The organism is Bradyrhizobium sp. CCGE-LA001 (assembly GCF_000296215.2).
In the GTDB taxonomy this organism is placed as follows: Bacteria; Pseudomonadota; Alphaproteobacteria; order Rhizobiales; family Xanthobacteraceae; genus Bradyrhizobium.
The window spans coordinates 5,538,090-5,556,122 of the sequence record NZ_CP013949.1 but is presented as its reverse complement, the minus strand read 5'-3'; the positions used below and the strand labels follow the sequence as shown (position 1 = coordinate 5,556,122).

The 18,033-nt window shown below is 64.0% G+C and carries 16 protein-coding genes; 10 read left to right on the top strand and 6 right to left on the bottom strand.

The features are described 5' to 3' along the window. Window positions 1-5: 5 nt before the first annotated feature. Complete coding sequence (locus BCCGELA001_RS25960) at window positions 6-569, top strand: flavin reductase family protein (RefSeq protein ID WP_008555591.1); 564 nt, start codon at window positions 6-8, stop codon at window positions 567-569. 6 nt (window positions 570-575) lie between these two features. Here the strand turns inward: BCCGELA001_RS25960 and BCCGELA001_RS25955 are convergent, their stop codons facing one another. After that, a complete protein-coding gene (locus BCCGELA001_RS25955; RefSeq protein WP_060736640.1) occupies window positions 576-1,499 on the bottom strand; it encodes an NAD(P)-dependent oxidoreductase in 924 nt (307 codons plus the stop codon). A 176-nt stretch (window positions 1,500-1,675) separates the two neighbouring features. On the opposite strand from BCCGELA001_RS25955, the gene BCCGELA001_RS25950 reads away from it, so the two are divergent. From BCCGELA001_RS25950 to BCCGELA001_RS25925, 6 genes are all read left to right on the top strand, one after another. Then, window positions 1,676-2,659 (top strand): ABC transporter substrate-binding protein, encoded by a 984-nt coding sequence (locus tag BCCGELA001_RS25950; protein WP_060736639.1) that lies wholly within the window; start codon window positions 1,676-1,678, stop codon window positions 2,657-2,659. Window positions 2,660-2,731: 72 nt separating this feature from the next. Next, a complete protein-coding gene (ilvD, locus tag BCCGELA001_RS25945) occupies window positions 2,732-4,426 on the top strand; it encodes a dihydroxy-acid dehydratase (RefSeq protein ID WP_060736638.1) in 1,695 nt (564 codons plus the stop codon). Window positions 4,427-4,551: 125 nt separating this feature from the next. After that, the gene (locus BCCGELA001_RS25940) at window positions 4,552-5,397 is read left to right on the top strand and encodes an ABC transporter ATP-binding protein (protein ID WP_060736637.1); all 846 of its coding nucleotides are present in this window, start codon (window positions 4,552-4,554) and stop codon (window positions 5,395-5,397) included. Beyond that, entirely contained in the window at window positions 5,394-6,179 is a 786-nt protein-coding gene (locus tag BCCGELA001_RS25935; RefSeq protein ID WP_008555572.1) for an ABC transporter permease, read from the top strand. Before BCCGELA001_RS25940 ends, BCCGELA001_RS25935 begins: the two co-directional genes overlap by 4 nt. Next, entirely contained in the window at window positions 6,176-6,943 is a 768-nt protein-coding gene (locus BCCGELA001_RS25930; protein ID WP_008555570.1) for an ABC transporter permease, read from the top strand. The genes BCCGELA001_RS25935 and BCCGELA001_RS25930 overlap by 4 nt, the downstream gene beginning before the upstream one ends. 32 nt (window positions 6,944-6,975) lie before the next feature. Further along, window positions 6,976-8,022, top strand: coding sequence for a hypothetical protein (locus tag BCCGELA001_RS25925; RefSeq protein ID WP_008555567.1), 1,047 nt, complete (start codon window positions 6,976-6,978; stop codon window positions 8,020-8,022). Here BCCGELA001_RS25925 and BCCGELA001_RS25920 read toward each other — a convergent pair. Genes BCCGELA001_RS25920 through BCCGELA001_RS25900 form a run of 5 tightly spaced genes read right to left on the bottom strand, consistent with a single transcriptional unit; the run spans window position 8,019 to window position 13,749 of the window. Next, window positions 8,019-9,005, bottom strand: a complete 987-nt coding sequence (locus BCCGELA001_RS25920) for a 3-hydroxybutyryl-CoA dehydrogenase (protein WP_008555565.1) — start codon at window positions 9,003-9,005, stop codon at window positions 8,019-8,021. The two genes, BCCGELA001_RS25925 and BCCGELA001_RS25920, sit on opposite strands and share 4 nt — an antisense overlap. Window positions 9,006-9,008: 3 nt before the next feature. Further along, window positions 9,009-10,097 carry an NAD/NADP-dependent octopine/nopaline dehydrogenase family protein gene (locus BCCGELA001_RS25915; protein WP_008555563.1) on the bottom strand — a complete coding sequence of 363 codons (1,089 nt, stop codon included), beginning with the start codon at window positions 10,095-10,097 and terminating at the stop codon, window positions 9,009-9,011. Continuing rightward, a complete protein-coding gene (locus tag BCCGELA001_RS25910; RefSeq protein WP_060736636.1) occupies window positions 10,094-11,629 on the bottom strand; it encodes a class I adenylate-forming enzyme family protein in 1,536 nt (511 codons plus the stop codon). Before BCCGELA001_RS25910 ends, BCCGELA001_RS25915 begins: the two co-directional genes overlap by 4 nt. A gap of 2 nt (window positions 11,630-11,631) precedes the next feature. After that, a complete protein-coding gene (locus BCCGELA001_RS25905) occupies window positions 11,632-12,921 on the bottom strand; it encodes an acyl-CoA dehydrogenase family protein (protein WP_008555554.1) in 1,290 nt (429 codons plus the stop codon). A 12-nt stretch (window positions 12,922-12,933) separates the two neighbouring features. Beyond that, window positions 12,934-13,749, bottom strand: a complete 816-nt coding sequence (locus tag BCCGELA001_RS25900; protein ID WP_083543389.1) for an alpha/beta fold hydrolase — start codon at window positions 13,747-13,749, stop codon at window positions 12,934-12,936. Between the two features lie 191 nt (window positions 13,750-13,940). On the opposite strand from BCCGELA001_RS25900, the gene BCCGELA001_RS25895 reads away from it, so the two are divergent. From BCCGELA001_RS25895 to BCCGELA001_RS25885, 3 genes are all read left to right on the top strand, one after another. Continuing rightward, window positions 13,941-14,702: an SDR family NAD(P)-dependent oxidoreductase gene (locus BCCGELA001_RS25895; RefSeq protein WP_008555550.1), complete on the top strand. Its 762-nt coding sequence runs from the start codon at window positions 13,941-13,943 to the stop codon at window positions 14,700-14,702. A 42-nt stretch (window positions 14,703-14,744) separates the two neighbouring features. After that, window positions 14,745-15,581, top strand: coding sequence for an enoyl-CoA hydratase family protein (locus BCCGELA001_RS25890; protein ID WP_060736635.1), 837 nt, complete (start codon window positions 14,745-14,747; stop codon window positions 15,579-15,581). A gap of 97 nt (window positions 15,582-15,678) precedes the next feature. Continuing rightward, window positions 15,679-18,030, top strand: a complete 2,352-nt coding sequence (locus BCCGELA001_RS25885; RefSeq protein ID WP_060736634.1) for a bifunctional salicylyl-CoA 5-hydroxylase/oxidoreductase — start codon at window positions 15,679-15,681, stop codon at window positions 18,028-18,030. The last annotated feature ends 3 nt before the right edge of the window (window positions 18,031-18,033 follow it).

Genomic DNA, 18,033 nt, shown 5'->3' with positions numbered 1-18,033 from the left:
GGCCGATGAATGACCTGCCGAAGCAGCCGGCCGCTCCCGATCCAGCCAACGAACTCGCGAGCGACAGCTCGTCGATCGATCCCCGCGATTTTCGCAACGCGCTCGGCACCTATGCGACCGGCGTGACAATCATCACAGCCGCGGCTGCTGACGGAAAGCCCTACGGCCTGACCTGTAACTCGTTCGCATCGGTCTCCCTGAATCCTCCGCTGGTTCTGTGGAGCCTCGTCGTCTATTCCTCGAGCCTGACCGTGTTCCAAAACGCCAGTCACTTCACGGTCAACGTGCTCGGCGCTTCGCAACAGGCGCTTGCGAACAAGTTCGCCAAATCGTCCGATGACAAATTCACCGGCGTCGATTGGACGCCAGGGCTTGGCGGCGCGCCGGTGCTCGCCGACAGCGTCGCCAATTTTCAGTGCCGCTCGGTCAATCGCTACTATGGTGGCGATCACGTGATCTTTCTCGGCGCGGTCGAGGCTTACACCTACAGTGCGAAGGAGCCGCTGCTGTTCGCACGCGGGACGTTCGGTCGCTTTCTGGCCGACGACGAGCGCAAAAAAATCCCCTAACGCGGCTCAGCTCGCTTCGGACGGCTTGACGCCCGCTGACAGCTTGTAGATCTCCAGCGCGTCGGCCTCCGCGCCTCGCGCCGCCTTCGCCAGCCTGAAAAGTTGTCCCGCAAGCGAAGCCATCGGCACCGGTGTCGATTTCGCCTGAGCGACATCGGCGACTGTATCGAGGTCCTTGAGCATCGTGGCGATGTGGCCGAGCGGCGGGCTGTGAATGCCCTGAACCATCCGCGGCACGAAGAGCTGGAGCGGGATGGAATCGGCAAAGCCGCCAGCGAGCGCTTCGGGCAACCGGTCGGCGTCAATCCCCGCGTTCACGGCAAGGCGTGTTGCTTCCGCAAGAACGGCCATTGCGCATCCGACGATCACCTGATTGCACAGCTTCGTGGTCTGGCCGGCGCCGGTCGGGCCCATGTGAGTGAACCTGCGCGCCATGGACAGCACATAGGGCCGCACCCTCTCGATGTCGGCCGCTTCTCCGCCGGCCATGATCGCGAGTGTGCCTTCTTCGGCTCCCTTCGTGCCTCCGGAAACTGGCGCATCGATCCAGCCTGCGCGGTTCGCATCATTCAGTCGTGTTGCAAGGTCGCGGGCAGCGTCGGGATGGATCGACGAGAAGTCGACGACGAGCTTGCCGGCACCGGGAGCTGATGAAAGGCCCTCACGCCCGAAAATCACCTCTTCGACGGCGGCGGCGTCCGTCACACACATGAAGACGATGTCCGAACTCGCCATCACGTCGCGGGGCGTAGCGGCGGCAATTGCGCCGGCCTCGACGAGCGGGGCCATCTTGCCCTGCGAGCGGTTCCAGACAGTGACCTGATGGCCGGCCTTGAGCAGGCGGCGGGACATGGGCGTCCCCATGAGCCCGAGGCCGAGATAGCCGAGCTTCGCAGCATCTTGCGGGTTCGTCTTGCTCGCATCAGCCATAGGTTGTCTCCTCCTGTCGCGGCGCAACGCAGCGCCACCGTTCCCTTACCTTACATGGTGCATCGCTTGGCGAAACCGCCGAGCCCGCATGGCTTGCCTGATTGTTTGAACCATGAAACATTTGGGCCGGTCGGGTTGGGGGCGCCCATCGGCGCCGGAGCAGCGGAGTGAGCACCATGCGAACCGTTTCGAGGTGGATCCTGGCATTGGGGGCGGTTGCGGCCGTGTTCTCGGGCTCGAGCCCGTTGCGGGCGCAGCAGACGATCCGCGTCGGCTGGACGATCCCGGCCGAGGAATCCAAGTACTGGATGATGCGCCGCGCGGCCGAGTTTCCCAACATCGGCAAGGCCTACAACATCGAATGGACCCAGTTTCAGGGCACCGCGCCGATGACCCAGGCACTGGCAGCCGGCGCGCTGGATTGCGCGACGCAGGCCCCATTGTCGCTCTCAAACGGCGTCGTCGGCGGCAATCTCAAGGCCTATATCGTGGCGCAGCACGTGTTCGAAAAGCCCGGCGGCTTTTCGGTCTATTGGGCGGTGAAAGACGACTCGCCGATCAAGACCATTGCAGATCTCAAGGGCAAGACGGTCGGCATTTCCGTGATCGGCGGCGGAACACAGGGGCCATTCAACCTGCTCTTGAAACAGAACGGCGTCGATCCGGCCAAGGACATCAAGCTGGTGGAGGTCGGCTTTGCCGTCTCTGAAGACGCGCTACGCCAGGGGCGCGTCGATGCCGTCAACATGAACCAGCCGTTTGCCGCGCGTGCCGAAGCGAAGGGCGGCACCCGAAAGCTGTTCTCGCTGTCGGAGGCCATGCCGAACATCGTGCATATCCTGGAGGCCTGTCGTGCCGATTTCGTCGACAAGAATCCGGAAGCGGTCAAGGCCTATGTCCGCGACATCACGTCGGGCATGAGGAAGGCGCTGGCGAACCGCGAAGAGACCTTGAAGGTCGTCAATGAGGTTCTCAAGGCGCCCATTCCGGTGCTCGAGACTTATCTGCTCAAGGACAATGATTTCGGGCGCGATCCCGGTGCAGCGCCGAATTTCCCTGCAATCCAGAAGATGCTGGACATCTATGCGGAGACAGGGATGCTGCCGAAGCTGGATGCAGCGCAGTTCAGACACCCGACGATCGTCGCGCCGCTGGAGTAAACAGGCAGGCGAGTTATCGCGGGATTGCGGCGTTCCGGATCGTTCGGGACGCCATATGAAGAAGATGCACGCATGAAGAAATTGCGATCACGGGTCACCACTGATGGTCTCGACCGAGCTCCGCATCGTGCCTTCATGCGCGCAATGGGGCTCGATGACGCCGCGATCGCCAAGCCGATGGTCGGCGTCGTCAGCATGAAGGGCGAGCAAACGCCCTGCAACATGACCCATGACTTTCAGGTCGCCGCAGCCAAGACCGGCATTGAGGAAGCCGGCGGCACACCGCGGGAATTCTCGACCGTCTCGGTTTCCGACGGCATCAGCATGAATCACGAGGGGATGAAGTTCTCTTTGTTCTCGCGTGAGCTGATCGCGGATTCGATCGAGGCCGTCGTCCATGGTCTCGCCTACGATGCGCTGATCGGTTATGGCGGATGCGACAAGACGCTTCCAGGCGTGATGATGGGCATGGTTCGCTGCAACGTGCCGTCCATCTTCATCTACGGCGGCAGCTCGCTGCCGGGGCGCGTGGACGGGCGGACGCTGACGGTGCTCGATTCCTATGAGGCTGTCGGCAGCTTCATGACCGGCGAGATCGACGGTGCCACGCTTGAGCGGATCGAGCGCGCTTGCCTGCCGACGATCGGTGCCTGCGCCGGCCAGTTCACCGCAAACACGATGGGGATGGTCTCGGAGGCGATGGGCCTCACCATCCCCAACGTCTCGATGGTCCCCGGCGTCTACGCCGAGCGGGCACAGATCTCGCGGCGCGCCGGCCGGCTGATCATGGAGATGCTGGAACGCGGCGGGCCGCTGCCGCGTGACATCGTGACGCGGAAATCCCTCGAGAACGGCGCGGCCATCGTGGCCGCGACGGGCGGTTCGACCAATGCCGCGCTGCATCTGCCGGCGATCGCGAACGAGGCGGGCATTGCCTTCACCATCGATGATGTCGGTGAGGTTTTCGCAAGGACACCGCTGATCGGCAACCTGCGGCCCGGAGGCAAATACACAGCGAAGGATGTCTACGACATCGGGGGCGCTGCGGTGATCATTCGCGAGCTGATCCAGAGCGGTCACGTCGACGGCAGCTGCATCACCATCACGGGCCGCACACTTGCCGAAGAATATGGCGCGGCCAACGCACCCGATGGTGAGATCGTTTACGCGTCCCGCGCGCCGATCATGCCCGATGGCGGTGTGGCGGTGCTGAAGGGCAATCTCTCCCCGGACGGCGCGGTGATCAAGGTCGCGGGTTTGAAGAGCCAGTTCTTCGAGGGCGTGGCACGGGTGTTTGAAGACGAGGAAGCCTGCGTCAAGGCCGTTCGCGACCGCAGCTACAAGGCGGGCGAGGTCCTCGTGATCCGCAATGAAGGACCCGTTGGCGGCCCCGGCATGCGCGAGATGCTCGGCGTCACCGCGCTGATTTATGGGCAGGGCATGGGCGAAAAGGTGGCCCTGATCACGGATGGACGGTTCTCGGGCGCGACCCGCGGCATGTGCATCGGCTATGTCTCTCCTGAGGCGTTCGTCGGCGGTCCGCTGGCGCTGGTCCGCGACGGCGATAGGATTCGGATTGACGCGGCAAACCGGCGAATGGATCTGCTGGTCGACGAGCAGGAGCTTGTGGCACGCAGGCGCGATTGGAAGCCGCGGCCTCCGCGACACCGCGCCGGCGCGCTCGCGAAATATGCGCGACTCGTCGGACAGGCGCCGGGCGGTGCCGTGACGCATGAAGGCCCGGCAGAATGGCCGTGGTTCGAATGACGCGCCGCATTCGCGCGAAAGCGGCGGCCAGTCTGGCAAGTTTCTTGCTAAGCTCGTGGCGCTGATGACGGACATTCAGCGGAGTTGTCGCGCGATGTCCGTGCGCGAGTGAGGCGAGAGACGCGATGAAGGTATTGCCTTCGAGATCGAGCGAATGGGTGAGACCGGTGACGCCACATGAGCCGGCTTCTGCGATCATCGAGATCGACCGCGTCTCGCAGGTCTTTCAGACCTCGGCACGTAAGGATCATGTGGCGCTGTCGGGCATCTCGCTGACGATCGAGGAGGGGGCTTTTGTCTCCATCCTCGGTCCATCCGGCTGCGGCAAGTCGACCCTGCTCTACATCGTCGGCGGCTTCGTCAGCCCGACCAGCGGCGCGGCGAAGATGAAGGGACGAGCGATCACGGGGCCTGGTCCGGATCGCGGACCGGTGTTCCAGGAATTTGCGCTGTTTCCCTGGAAGACCGTGCTCGGCAATGTGATGTACGGACCGCGCCAGCAAGGCGTTCGCGCCACTGAAGCCGAAGCGCAGAGCCGGGCCTTGATCGAGATGGTCGGCCTCAAGGGCTACGAGAACTTCTATCCCAAGGAGCTCTCGGGCGGCATGAAGCAGCGCGTCGCGCTGGCGAGAACACTCGCTTACCAGCCCGAAGTGTTGTTGATGGACGAGCCGTTCGGCGCGCTCGATGCCCACACCCGGACACGCTTGCAGAACGACCTGTTGAACATCTGGGAACGTGATCGCAAGACGGTGCTCTTCGTCACCCACTCGGTCGACGAAGCCGTCTTCCTCTCCGACAAGGTCGTGATGATGTCGAAATCTCCCGGCCGCATTCGGCAGGTCATCGACATCGATCTGCCGCGGCCGCGCCGCCGTAACGAGCTGTTGCTTGATTCGCGCTACCAAAAATACGTCGTCGACATCGAGCGCATGTTCGATGAGAGCGACGAAACCGGCGCGCCCACATGATGTCTTCGGCTGCCATGGTCAAGCGCGCTGCCCCGGTGCTCGCCTGCATCGGATTGCTGGCGGTGTGGCAGATCGCGTCTCTCGCGCTGAAGAATGACAGCTTTCCCACGGCGATCGAGGCGATGCGGGCGATCCCGAGCATTCTTGGCGACAAGGAATCCCTGATCAACATCCTTGCCTCGCTCCGCCGCATGGCGATCGGGTTTGGCTTGGCCGTGCTTGTCTCGATTCCGCTTGGCCTCTTGATGGGACGCAGCGCTGCGGTCGCGGCCTTCTTCAATCCGCTGCTGATGGTGATTTATCCGGTGCCCAAGGCGGCCTTGATGCCGATCATCATGCTGTGGCTGGGCGTTGGCGACATCACGAAGACGCTGGTGATCTTCCTCGGCGTCAGCCTGCCCGTCATCTATCACAGTTTCGAAGGCGCCAAGGCGGTCGAGGAGAAGATGATGTGGTCGGGCGCCGCGATGGGACTCTCGCCGGCGCAGCGCCTGGTGCGCATCGTGCTGCCGGCGGCGCTGCCGGAAATCCTGACGGGGTGTCGTACCGGACTGGTGCTGGCGCTGATCACGATGATCACCAGCGAGATGATCGCCCGTCAGTCCGGCGCCGGGAACATCCTGTTCAACGCGCTCGACATGGGCCAATACGATACCGTCTTTGCGATGATCATCATCGTCGGTGCCATGGGAATCTGCCTCGATGCGATCTTCGAGCGGGTCCGCGCAAGACTGGTGCGCTGGTCCGAGCCTCAGTTCGACATGCCGCTGAGCTTTTCATGATGTCGCGCCTTGTCTCCCCAAATATCGTTCTTGGCATCGCCCCGATCCTGCTGGTGATCGCGCTGTGGCAAGGCCTGGTGTCTTTCGGCTTCGCGCCCGCAGTTCTGCTGCCGCCCCCAGGCTTCGTCTTCGGCCGCCTGCTCCAGCAGCTCGTGACCTCGACGTTTCAGCATGAGATCGCGGCGACCCTGATCCGGCTGTTTGCAGGATTTTCGATTGCGGTCGTGCTGGGTATCAGTCTCGGCATCGCGGCCGCCGCCAATCCGGCGATCAACGCCGTGGTTCGGCCGATCGTGCGCGTCCTGGCGCCTTTGCCCAAGGTTGCGCTCTACCCGGCATTGCTGCTGCTGCTCGGCTTCGGCCACGGCTCGAAGATTACTTTGGTGGCAGCCGATGCACTCTTCCCCATCCTGTTGTCCACCTATTACGGCGCGTCGACCGTGGAGCAGAAGCTGATCTGGTCGGCCATGGCGGCGGGAACGCCGCGCCGTGAAATCCTCTTCAAGGTCGTGCTGCCCGCGGCGATGCCGTCGATCCTGACGGGATGCCGGATCGGCCTTGTCATTTCCTGCATCGTGGTGTTTCTGGCCGAGATGATTACGTCGACGGACGGACTGGGTCATGCGCTCGTGACGGCGGCCCGGACTTTCCAGGCCGTGGACATGTTCGTCCCGCTGATCACGATATCGCTGCTGGGTTTGATCCTGAACGGCCTCTTGGGAGCCGTGCGATCGTACCTGCTCCGGGGCTTTCCGGAAGCGTAACAAACAAGAATTCAGAAGACCGGGAGAGAACCATGCTGGCTGATCGCATCGAAGCAAAATGGATTGATGCATTCTGCGAGATTTTCGAGCGATGCGCCGTCAAGGCCGGCGATATTGCGGCGATCCTGTCGGAAACCCAGTCACGCGCGCTGAATGTGCATCTTGCCGAGCTCGCTCTGTTGCGCATGGGCGCGCGGCCGTTTCACGTGGTGATGCCGACACCGCGCAACCGGAACATCGTCCCGGTTCGCTCGACCGGGGCGAGCGAGGCGATCCAGAAGCTTGGTCCGGTCGTCACCGCACTTCAGCAGGCCGGCTTCGTGGTCGATTGCACCATCGAAGGCCTGATGCACGCGGTGGAGACACCGGAAATCCTCAAGGCCGGCGCGCGGATCCTGGTGATCTCCAACGAGCATCCCGAGGCGCTGGAGCGGATGGTGCCGGATCCCGCGCTGGAAAAGCGTGTTCGTGCCGCCGCAAAGATGCTGCGCGGGACGAAGCGGATGCGGGTCACTTCCAAAGCAGGAACGGCGCTCGATGTCGACATGGTCGGGGCCTCCACAGTCGGCGTGTGGGGATGGACCGACAAGCCCGGCACACTGGCGCACTGGCCTGGCGGCATCGTCGTCAGCTTTCCCAAGAGCGGGACCATCAATGGCACGCTGGTGATGGCGCCCGGCGACATCAATCTGACCTTCAAGCGCTACCTGACTTCTCCGGTGAAGATGACGCTGAAGGACGATTATGTCGTCGAGCTGGAAGGCGAGGGCACGGACGCCGCAATGATGCGCCGCTATCTCGCCGCTTGGGGTGATCGCGAAGCCTATGCGGTCTCGCATGTCGGCTTCGGCATGAATCCCGGCGCGCGCTACGAGGCGCTGTCGATGTACGATCAGCGCGACACCAACGGCACGGAGCTTCGCGCCGTGTCCGGCAATTTCTTGTTCTCGACCGGCGCGAACGAGTTCGCCGGCCGCTACACCGCGGGCCATTTCGACCTTCCGATGATGGGAACCACCATCGAGCTCGACGGCGTTGCGGTCGTGCGTGAAGGTGTGCTTCAGGACGTTTTCGGCTAATCGCGTACGGGCGGCCGTGCCAGGCCGAAATGGCGGAGCAGGTCGACCATGGCCTTGAGTCGCTCGACACGGTAGGCGTCGACATCGAGGCCGGAATAGTCGAGGAAGCCTGAGCCCGTCCGCAGGCCGATCCGTCCCTCGTTCATGTTGCGCGAGATCACCTCCGGCGCCCGATAGCGATCGCTGCCGAGTGCGCCTTCGAGATAGCGGCTCGCGTAATACAGGATGTCGCCGCCGCCCCAGTCGATGAATTCGAGCAGACCAAGCACAGCGTAGCGAAAGCCGAAGCCGTAGCGGATCGCCTTGTCGATCTCTTCAGCGCTGGCGACGCCTTCCTCGACCATGCGGGCAGCCTCGTTCATCGCGAGGGCCTGGATGCGCGGGACGATGAATCCGGGAGTCGCCGCGCAGACCACCGGCACCTTGCCAATGCCTTCGAGCAGCGCCTTGACCTCGTCGATGATCGCGGGGTCGGTGGCCTGGCCCGGCGAGACTTCGACCAGCGGGATCAGATACGCCGGGTTGAGCCAATGCACGTTGAGGAAGCGGCGAGGATTGACGATTGCGCCGGAGAGATCGTCGACGAGAATCGTCGACGTCGTCGATGCGATGATCGTGTCCGGGCCAACTTGCTTTGACGCAGCCCCCAGCACCTCCCGCTTGAGCTCGACCACCTCGGGAACGCCCTCGAACACCATGCCGGCCTCCGAGAGCGCGGCGGCGCTTTGGCCAGCCGCGACCACCGAGACGCGCGCGATGAGCGGAGCAACGTCCGCTTCGGTCAATAACCCCAACTTCGACAGGCTGGCAAAGGTCCTTTGAACCTCGCCAAGCGCGTCCGCTTCCAGCCTGGTGAACTCCTCAGCCGAACGCGCCTTGATGTCGATCATCGTGACGCTGTGGCCGGCATAGGCGAAGGCGACGGCGATGCCGCGCCCCATCCGGCCGGCACCGAGACAGACGATATTGACGCGGTTGGTCATCGATCAGAATCCATTACGAAGCAGCGTCAGCAATTCGGCCTTGCCAAGATTGTCGAGCCCGAGCGTCTCGAGCGTACGGCCGCCTCTTGCGAAATCCTCGCCGCAGATCGCACTGCCGATCGACAGGAACGCCTTGGCCAGCGGCGTGTCCACGCCGGCAAGGCCGGCGACTGACACCAGCAGCGACAGCCCGAGCCGTAGGTCCTCGCGCATGTAGCGGTGTTCGGTCAGCACGATCCGTTCGCGCCAGTCGCCGGAATCCGTCAGCCGATCGTGGGAGCCGCGGCCATACATCCAGATCTCGCCTTCCCTAGCGTAGTGATGAGCGAGCGGGAAATGCGGCGCGCCATAGCCGAGCGCATCGCGCACCGCGATCCGTTCCGCGTCGAGCGCGTCGGTGACCCGGCGGATTGCGGCTTGCGTGCCTTCCTTGTGAATGTCCCAGCGCTCGAAATGTTCGATCGGACCGGCGTTCATCACGATCAAGGGCGGATGGATGATGGGACCTGCATTCATCAGCGCCCCTGACAGCGCGTCCCCGCAGGCTTCGATCACGTCGGGAAAAGCGCGTCCGATCACTTCGAGCGCATGCGGTGCCTGATCGAGCGGGAACACACCGACCGGCAGTCGCTTGGCGCGGATGGTGATCGCGACCTCGAACGGCCCGTGCTTGCGCGTCAGCCAGGGCAGCGTGCCGGTCTCGGCGAAGCTCGCCTTGGCAGCGTTGCCGGCATCCCGGGCCGCCTGGGCGAAGATCATCGAGCCGAACGTCGCCGGCGGCAGAAAGATGACCTGGCCGTCCCGCAGATGCGGAGCGAGCAGGCGGGCAATGTCCGGCTGTGCGAAGGCCGGCGCAGGGCAAAGGATCAGTTCGACGCCGCGAACCGCGTCAGCGATGTCGGTCGTGACCAGCGCGAGCTTCACGTCGTGGCGACCGTCGTGATCCTTGACCAGGATGCGCGCACCGGCAGCGCGATGCGCAGCAACCTGATCGGCATCGCGGCGCCACAGCCGGACCTCATGCCCCGACAGCGCAAAATCGCCCGCGGCCGCGAACGAGCCGTTTCCCCCACCCAGAACTGCAATCTTCAAGACGCTTCTCCTTGCACGCGCGACTGCGCATCAAGCTGCTTCAGCAGGAAATGCTGGACCTTGCCCAGCGCCGTGCGCGGCATGTCGGTGACGAAGACGATCTCGCGTGGAACTTTGTAGCGCGCGAGCTGCGCCTGGGCGTGCGTTCTGAGCTCATGCGCTTCGAGCCGCGCGCCGGATCGCGGGATCACATAGGCGATGGGGACTTCGTCCCAGCGCGGGTCCAGCCGGCCGATCACGGCGCATTCGCTGACATCGGGATGTTCGAGCAGGACGCGCTCGACCTCCGCCGGATAAACATTCTCGCCGCCGGAAATGATCAGATTCTTCTTGCGGTCGCGCACCCAGAAATAGCCGTCGGCATCGCACAGGCCGATATCGCCGGTCCGATACCAGCCGTCGTGAAGCGCATCGCGCGTGGCGGCCTCGTTGCCCCAATATTCGAAGAAGACGTTGGCGCCGCGCACCGCGATCTCTCCCGGTGTGCCCGCCGGCACCTCGTTGCCGATCTGGTCAATGACTTTCGCCTCGCAGTACAGGCCGGCGAGTCCGGTCGATCCAACCCGTGAGAGATCGCCGCCGAGGCGGGTGTAGACTGCGATAGGGCAGGTTTCGGTGGAGCCGTAGACCTGAAGCACGGGAACGCCGCGCGCGGTGAAACGATCGATCAGGTGCGGCGGTACGATGGTCGAGCCTGTCGCGACGGCCTTCAGTGATGAGAGATCGGCCACTGCCCAGCCAGGATGCTCGCTCACGGCATGGATGATCGCCGGCACCATCACCGTCAGCGTCGGCCGCTTCTGTTCGATCGCCGCGAGCGCCGTGTCCGGCGCAAACCGCGCGTGGATCGTGACGGTTGCGCCCAGCTGCAGCGCAGGCGTGGTCTGGATGTTGAGGCCGCCGACGTGGAAGAACGGCAGCACCGTCAGCACATGATCGTCCGAGGTCATGTTGTGCATGTGCTGGCTCATGACGCCGTTCCAGAACAGCGCCTCCTGCCGCAGCACCGCGCCCTTCGGCCGCCCCGTCGTTCCCGAGGTGTAAACGATGAGGAGCGGGCAGGAGAGGTCAGTGTGCGGGTTGCGGCCGCTGCCCTCGCTGCAAGCCAACAGGTTTTCGAATGTCGCGCCGCGCGGTGGGGCGAAATCGAGGCCGACGACGGATGTCTCAGGCGCGGTCCTTTCAAGTTCGGTGAGCACGCCTTCAAATGCCTGTTCGAGCACCAGGACCTTGGCGCCGGCATCGCTCAGAATGAACAGCTGCTCGGCCACGGCCAGCCGCCAGTTCAGCGGCACCAGCATCGCCCCCAGCCGCGCGCAGGCGTACAGCAGAACCAGGTAGTCGGGCCGGTTCAGGCTCAGGATCGCGACACGGTCGCCGCGGCCGACGCCCAGCTCTTGCTTCAGGGCGGTGGCGGTCCGTTCGATGCGCGCGGCGAACGCCGCATAGCTCAGCCGTTCCCCCTCGAAGGCAATGGCGGTCTTGTCTGGCGAAAACGCCGCGTTGCGATCGATCAGACTACAGAGGTCCACAATCAGTCGTCCGTCTCGCCAGCCTCGTAAAGTGCCTCGCGCCCGATGCGGTCGAGGCAGAGTTCGGCGGTCCAGGGCAGCATCAGCGAGCCGCAGCGGCTGTCGCGGTAGATCCGCTCCAATGGCAGTGACCGCAGCATGGCTTGGCCGCCGCAAGTGCGGATGGCGAGCGCGGCGAGCTCGTTGGCACCCTCCATCACCGAATATTGTGCGGCATAGGCCCGCAGAACCTGTTCCTTGCTCGGATTGGCGCGGGCTTCGGTCACAGCCTGAAACCAGATCGCCTTGATCTGCTCCAGCTTGATCTGCATCTGCGCCACCGCGATCTGCTTGGTGGGATACATCCTGCGCTTGACCGGCGGCATCCCTGGCACCTCGCCGCGCAGATAGCGCACGGTGAAGTCGTAGGCGGCTTGTGCGAGGCCCATATAGGTCGGCGACAGCGTCAGGAACATGTGGGGCCACCGCATCGCGGCCTGGAAATAGACGCCGCGCGGCATCAGCGCCGCATCCTCCGGCACGAACACGTCCTTGAACAGGAGCGTTCGCGACACTGTTCCGCGCATGCCGAGCGGATCCCAGTCGCCGACGACCGAGACGCCGTTCGACTTGGCCGAGATAGCCAAATAAAGCGTGTTGCGGCGCGAGGCCTTCTCGCCTTCCTCGATCTCGGTGCAGAGCACGCCATAATAGTCGGCGTGGCCCGAGAGCGAGGCAAAGATCTTCTTGCCGTTGACGATCCAGCCACCATCGACCGGCCTTGCCTCCGTGCCGAATGCGACTCCGCCCGCGGCCGCCGCACCGCCTTCGGAGAACGGCTGCGAATAGATCGCGCCGTCCTCGACGATGCGCTTGTAGTGAACCGCGCGCCGCCGCTCGTGCTCGGCGCGGGTGTCCGCGTCCATGTCGAGATCGTCGGCGAGGGGACCCGACCACAGGGTCGAGCAGACGTGCATATTCCAGGTCAGCGCGGTCGCGCCGCAATAGCGGCCGATCTCGGCCGCCGCCAAAGCATAGGTCTGGTAGTCGGCGCCGAGGCCGCCGTGCCTCTTGGGAACGGCAATACCGAGCAGGCCGACGCGATGCAGATCGCGATAGTTCTCGGTCGGAAAGATCGCTTCGCGATCGTACGTGGCGGCGCGGCCCGCGAACACGCTCTGGCCGATCTCGCGGGCGCGCGCGATGATCCCGGCTTGCTCGTCGCTCAGGCGGAATGCCACGGGATCGAAGATCGGCGCATCCAGCGCAACCTTCTCGGTCGTGCTCATGGTCTTGCTGACTTGCATGGTCATTGCGCGGTCACCTTACGCTTTGTTCGCGAGAGAGTTCAGGAACCGCCCAAGGGCCTCGTCGAAGGCGTCAGGGCGTTCGAGATTGGCGAGATGGCCGACGCCGGCAAGCTCGACATATTCGGCTGCCGGGATGTAGGTCGCCGTCTTCGCCATCATCGGCGCAGGCGCGTTGTTGTCTTTGGAGCCCGACAGCAGCAGCGTCGGGATGGAAATATCCTTGAGCGTGCTGCGCTGATCGAACCCCATCAATGCCAACATCATGGCGCGATAGCTTGCCTCCGGCACGCTTGCCATGCACTCGCGCGCAAGGTCCATTCCCCTTGGATCCGGATCGTCGCCGACCAGCTCCGTCACCAGCGAAGGCGCCAGCGACTTCATCGTCTCGCCGCGATCGAGCGGCCCGAGGCGGGCCGCAATGAACGATTTCTGCCAGTCACCATCGGCCTTGCCAAAAGCCGGGCTGGTCTGCGCCAGGACGACCGCGCGCGCCAGTTTCGGTGACTGCACCAGCCATTTCTGGACGATCATGCCGCCGATCGAATGACCGACCAGCACAGGCCTGCTTGCACCAAGCTGATCGATGAATTGCTGGAGCGCATCCGCCAGGGCAGCGATGCTGACGCTGGCGAGCGGCGCCGAACCGCCATAGCCCGGCATATCCCATGCGATGGCGCGGAAGCGGGTGTCGAATGTGGCAAGCTGACGCCGCCAAGCCCGCGCCGCGCCGCCAATACCATGCAGGAAGATCAAAGGTGTTGCGCCCGGATCGCCCGCGGCTTCGTAGGCGAAGCGTCCGTCTTTTGTTATCATTGGCGAAGGCTGCGACACGCGACATCCTTTTGCTTGGCCCCTTGATGCTAACAGGCTTGCGGGCGATGGGAAGTGATAATTTTAGGCTTAAAGCAATTTTCGGGCCGGGCACTGTGCCGGCTCTCGCCGAGTCGATCAGTGCTTTCGTTGCAAAAATTTGAAGGTTAAAATATATCGAGGAAACGATCTGCATCCCAGGGAGCCAGCGCATGTCCGGATTGCCGCATTCGCCGCACGCGCTGGTGACCGGTGGCGGTCGCGGCATCGGCCGCGCGATAGCTGCCTCTCTCGTCGATGCGGGCGCCACCGTTACCGTGCTCGGCCGGAATGCGGCGAGCCTTGCCGAGACCGTCGATGCGGGCGCCGCACATTCTGCGGCCGTTGCCGATGTCTCTGATGAGGCGTCGGTGAAGGCCGCCATCCTTGAAGCGAGTGCGCGCAAGCCGATCGACATCCTGATTGCCAATGCAGGCAGCGCTGAATCGGCGCCGTTCGCGAAATCGGACAGCGCGCTCTTCAGCCGGATGATGGATGTCAATTTCATGGGCGTCGTGCATGCCGTCCAGGCTGTGCTGCCAGGCATGAAGGATCGTCCCTACGGCCGCATTGTCGCGGTGGCGTCCACCGCCGGGCTCAAGGGCTATGCCTATGTCAGCGCCTACGTCGCCGCGAAGCATGCCGTTGTCGGCCTCGTGCGTTCCCTTGCCCTCGAAATGGCCGGAAGCCATGTGACCGTGAATGCGGTGTGTCCCGGTTTCACCGACACCGATCTGGTCGCCGGCAGCATCGACAACATCATGAAGAAGACCGGCCGAACCCGCGAGCAGGCGATCGCCGAGCTCGCGAAGCACAATCCGCAAGGAAAACTAATCACGCCGCAGGAGGTGGCCGACGCGGTGCTCTGGCTGTGCGGCGAGGGCGCCAGCGCGATCACCGGGCAGGCGATCGCGGTTGCGGGCGGTGAAATCTAACATGGCAATGCAGGCCCGGATCAAGACATCCAAGGAGATCGCATGAGCAGACCAGCCAATCCCGTCACCGTGCCGCTCGCTGATTATTCACCGCAGCATTTCCTGCTGGCCGTGGTCGAGGGCGTCGCGACAGTCACGCTCAATCGTCCCGAGCGGAAGAATCCGCTCACCTTCGAAAGCTACCGGGAGCTGACCGATTTCTTCCGCGCCTGCGCCTTCGACGATGCGGTCAAGACCATCGTCGTCACCGGCGCCGGCGGCAATTTCTCGTCCGGCGGCGACGTGTTCGAGATCATCGGCCCGCTCGTGAAGATGGACACCAAGGGGCTGACGGCCTTCACGCGCATGACGGGCGACCTCGTCAAGGCGATGCGGGCCTGCCCGCAGCCGATCGTGGCCGCGGTCGAGGGCATCTGCGCCGGTGCGGGCGCGATCATCGCCATGGCCTCTGATATCCGCCTCGCAGCCAGCGGAGCCAAGGTGGCGTTCCTGTTCAACAAGGTCGGCCTTGCCGGCTGCGACATGGGCGCCTGCGTGATCCTGCCGCGGATCATCGGCCAGTCGCGCGCCTCCGAACTGCTCTACACCGGCCGGTTCATGACCGCCGAGGAGGGCGAGCGCTGGGGCTTCTTCAGCCGGCTCGTCACGCCGGAGCAGCTGCTGCTCCAGGCGCAGGTTCTGGCGAAGCAGATCGCTGAAGGGCCGACCTTCGCCAATACCATGACCAAACGGATGCTGGCGATGGAATGGGCGATGTCGGTGGAGGAAGCGATCGAGGCGGAAGCCGTCGCCCAGGCACTCTGTATGACCACGGCGGATTTCGAGCGCGCCTTCGAGGCGTTCGCGAACAAGGTCAAACCGGTCTTCAGGGGCGACTAGGGCGGTCCTCTTTCCGGGAAGCCGCGACAGGGGGCTTGCGCGAAATTATTTTAGGCTTAAAATAGTTTCCGTGGCCGGGTGAATTGGCGAGGCTCCCATGAAAGTCGCGATCATCGGTGGCGGACCTGCGGGTCTCTATGCTGCGATCCTGCTCAAGAAGCAGCGGCCGGGCGCCGAAGTCACGGTGTATGAGCGCAACCGGGCCGATGATACTTTCGGCTTCGGCGTGGTGTTCTCCGATGCCACGCTGGACAATTTCGAGAAGCACGATCTTCCGAGCTACCGCCGCATCACCCAGGAATTCGCCTATTGGGACGACATTGCCGTGCACTTTCGCGGCACGGTGCATCGGGTCGGCGGCAATGGCTTTTGCGGCTGCTCGCGCCAGAAGCTGCTGCTGATCCTTCAGGAGCGCGCTCGCGAGCTGGGCGTCGCCCTGCATTTTGAAGTGGATATCGACAACGAATCCCGCTTCGCGGATGCCGATCTCATCCTGCTCGCGGATGGCATCAACAGCCGCTTCCGCGAGAAACATGTTGATCATTTCCAGCCCGAGGTCGATGTCCGCTCCAACAAGTTCGCCTGGATGGGCTCGACCAAGTCGCTCGATGCCTTCACCTTCATTTTCCAGGAAACCGAGTGGGGCCCGTTCATCGCCCATGCCTATCAGTATGAGGCTGGGCATTCGACCTGGATCTTCGAGACGGATCCGGAGACGTTCGAGCGGGCTGGGCTGACCGGGCTGGACGAAGCCCAGTCCGCCGCGCGGATGGCGGAGATCTTCGGCTGGTTCCTCGGCGGGCACCGGTTGCTGACCAACCGCTCGATGTGGCGCAACTTCCCGATGATCCGCAGCAAGCGCTGGGTGAAGGACAACATGGTCCTGCTCGGCGACGCCAAGGCGAGCGCGCATTTCTCGATCGGCTCAGGCACCAAGCTTGCGATGGAGGACGCCATCGCGCTGGCCGAAGCGATGGAGAAGGCGCCCAGCATCAAGGCGGCGCTGGAGGTCTATGAGCATGGCCGCCGCGAGGAGGTCGAGAAGACGCAGCATGCCGCCGACGTCTCGTTGGTCTGGTTCGAGCACGTCGACCGCTTCTGGGACTTCGATCCCGTGCAGTTCGCCTTCGGCGTGATGACGCGCTCCAAGGCGATCACCTATGACAATCTCAAGCTCCGCGCGCCGGACTTCGTGGCCGAGGTCGAGAAGACGTTCGCCAGGCAAGTGCGCAGCAGCGGGTTCGATGTCGACATTGACCGGCCGATGGTGCCGCTGTTCCAGCCGTTCCGCTTGCGAGAGATGGAACTCGCCAATCGCGCGGTGGTGTCGCCGATGTGCATGTATTCGGCCAAGGAAGGCGTGCCGACCGACTTTCACCTCGTGCATTACGGCTCGCGTGCGATCGGCGGCGCCGCGCTGATCTTCACCGAAATGACCTGCGTCAGCCGCGATGCCCGGATCACGCTCGGTTGTGCCGGCCTCTGGAACGACGAGCAGGAGGCTTCCTGGCGCCGGATCGTGGATTTCGTCCACGCCAATTCAGCCGCTAAGATCTGCCTGCAACTGGGTCACGCGGGCCGCAAGGGCGCGACCAAATTGATGTGGGATGGCATGGACCGCCCCCTGGAGCAGGGCGGCTGGGATATCTTGTCGGCATCGCCGCTGCCCTATTTCCCCGACAGCCAGGTGCCGCGCGAGCTCGATCGCGCCGGCATGAATGCCGTGAGGGACGCTTTCGTCGCAGCGGCCGAGCGCGGCGAGCGCTGCGGCTTCGACATGCTCGAACTGCACTGCGCCCACGGCTATCTGCTCGCGAGCTTCATCTCGCCCCTGACCAATACCCGCACTGACGAGTATGGCGGCTCGCTCGAAAACCGTCTGCGGTTCCCGCTCGAAATTTTCGAGGCGCTGCGCGCGGCGTGGCCGTCACACAAGCCGATGTCGGTGCGCATCTCCGCAACCGACTGGGCTGACGGCGGCATTACCGGCGATGATGCCGTCGCCATCGCCCGCGCTTTTGCAGAGGCGGGCGTCGACCTCGTCGACGTCTCGACCGGCCAGACCGTGCGCGACGCGCAGCCGGTCTACGGGCGCATGTTCCAGACGCCGTTTTCGGACCAGGTCCGCAACGAGGCGCGGGTGGCCACCATGTGTGTCGGCAACATCACCACGGCGGACCAGGCCAACACCATTCTGGCCGCAGGCCGGGCGGACCTCGTCGCGCTCGGACGTCCCCATCTCGTCGACCCCTTCTTCACCATGAAGGCGGCGGCCTGGTACGGGGCAAACGAGGCCTTCTGCCCGCCGCAATATCTGCCCGGAAAAGATCAGATCTTCCGCAACAGCGTCCGCGACCGGCAGGATCTCGAGGAGCTCAGAGTTAAGGCTAAGCCCAAGACCCGGGCCGAGCTCAAGGCGGAGGCGACAAAGCCGCTTGCGGCGGAGTGACCG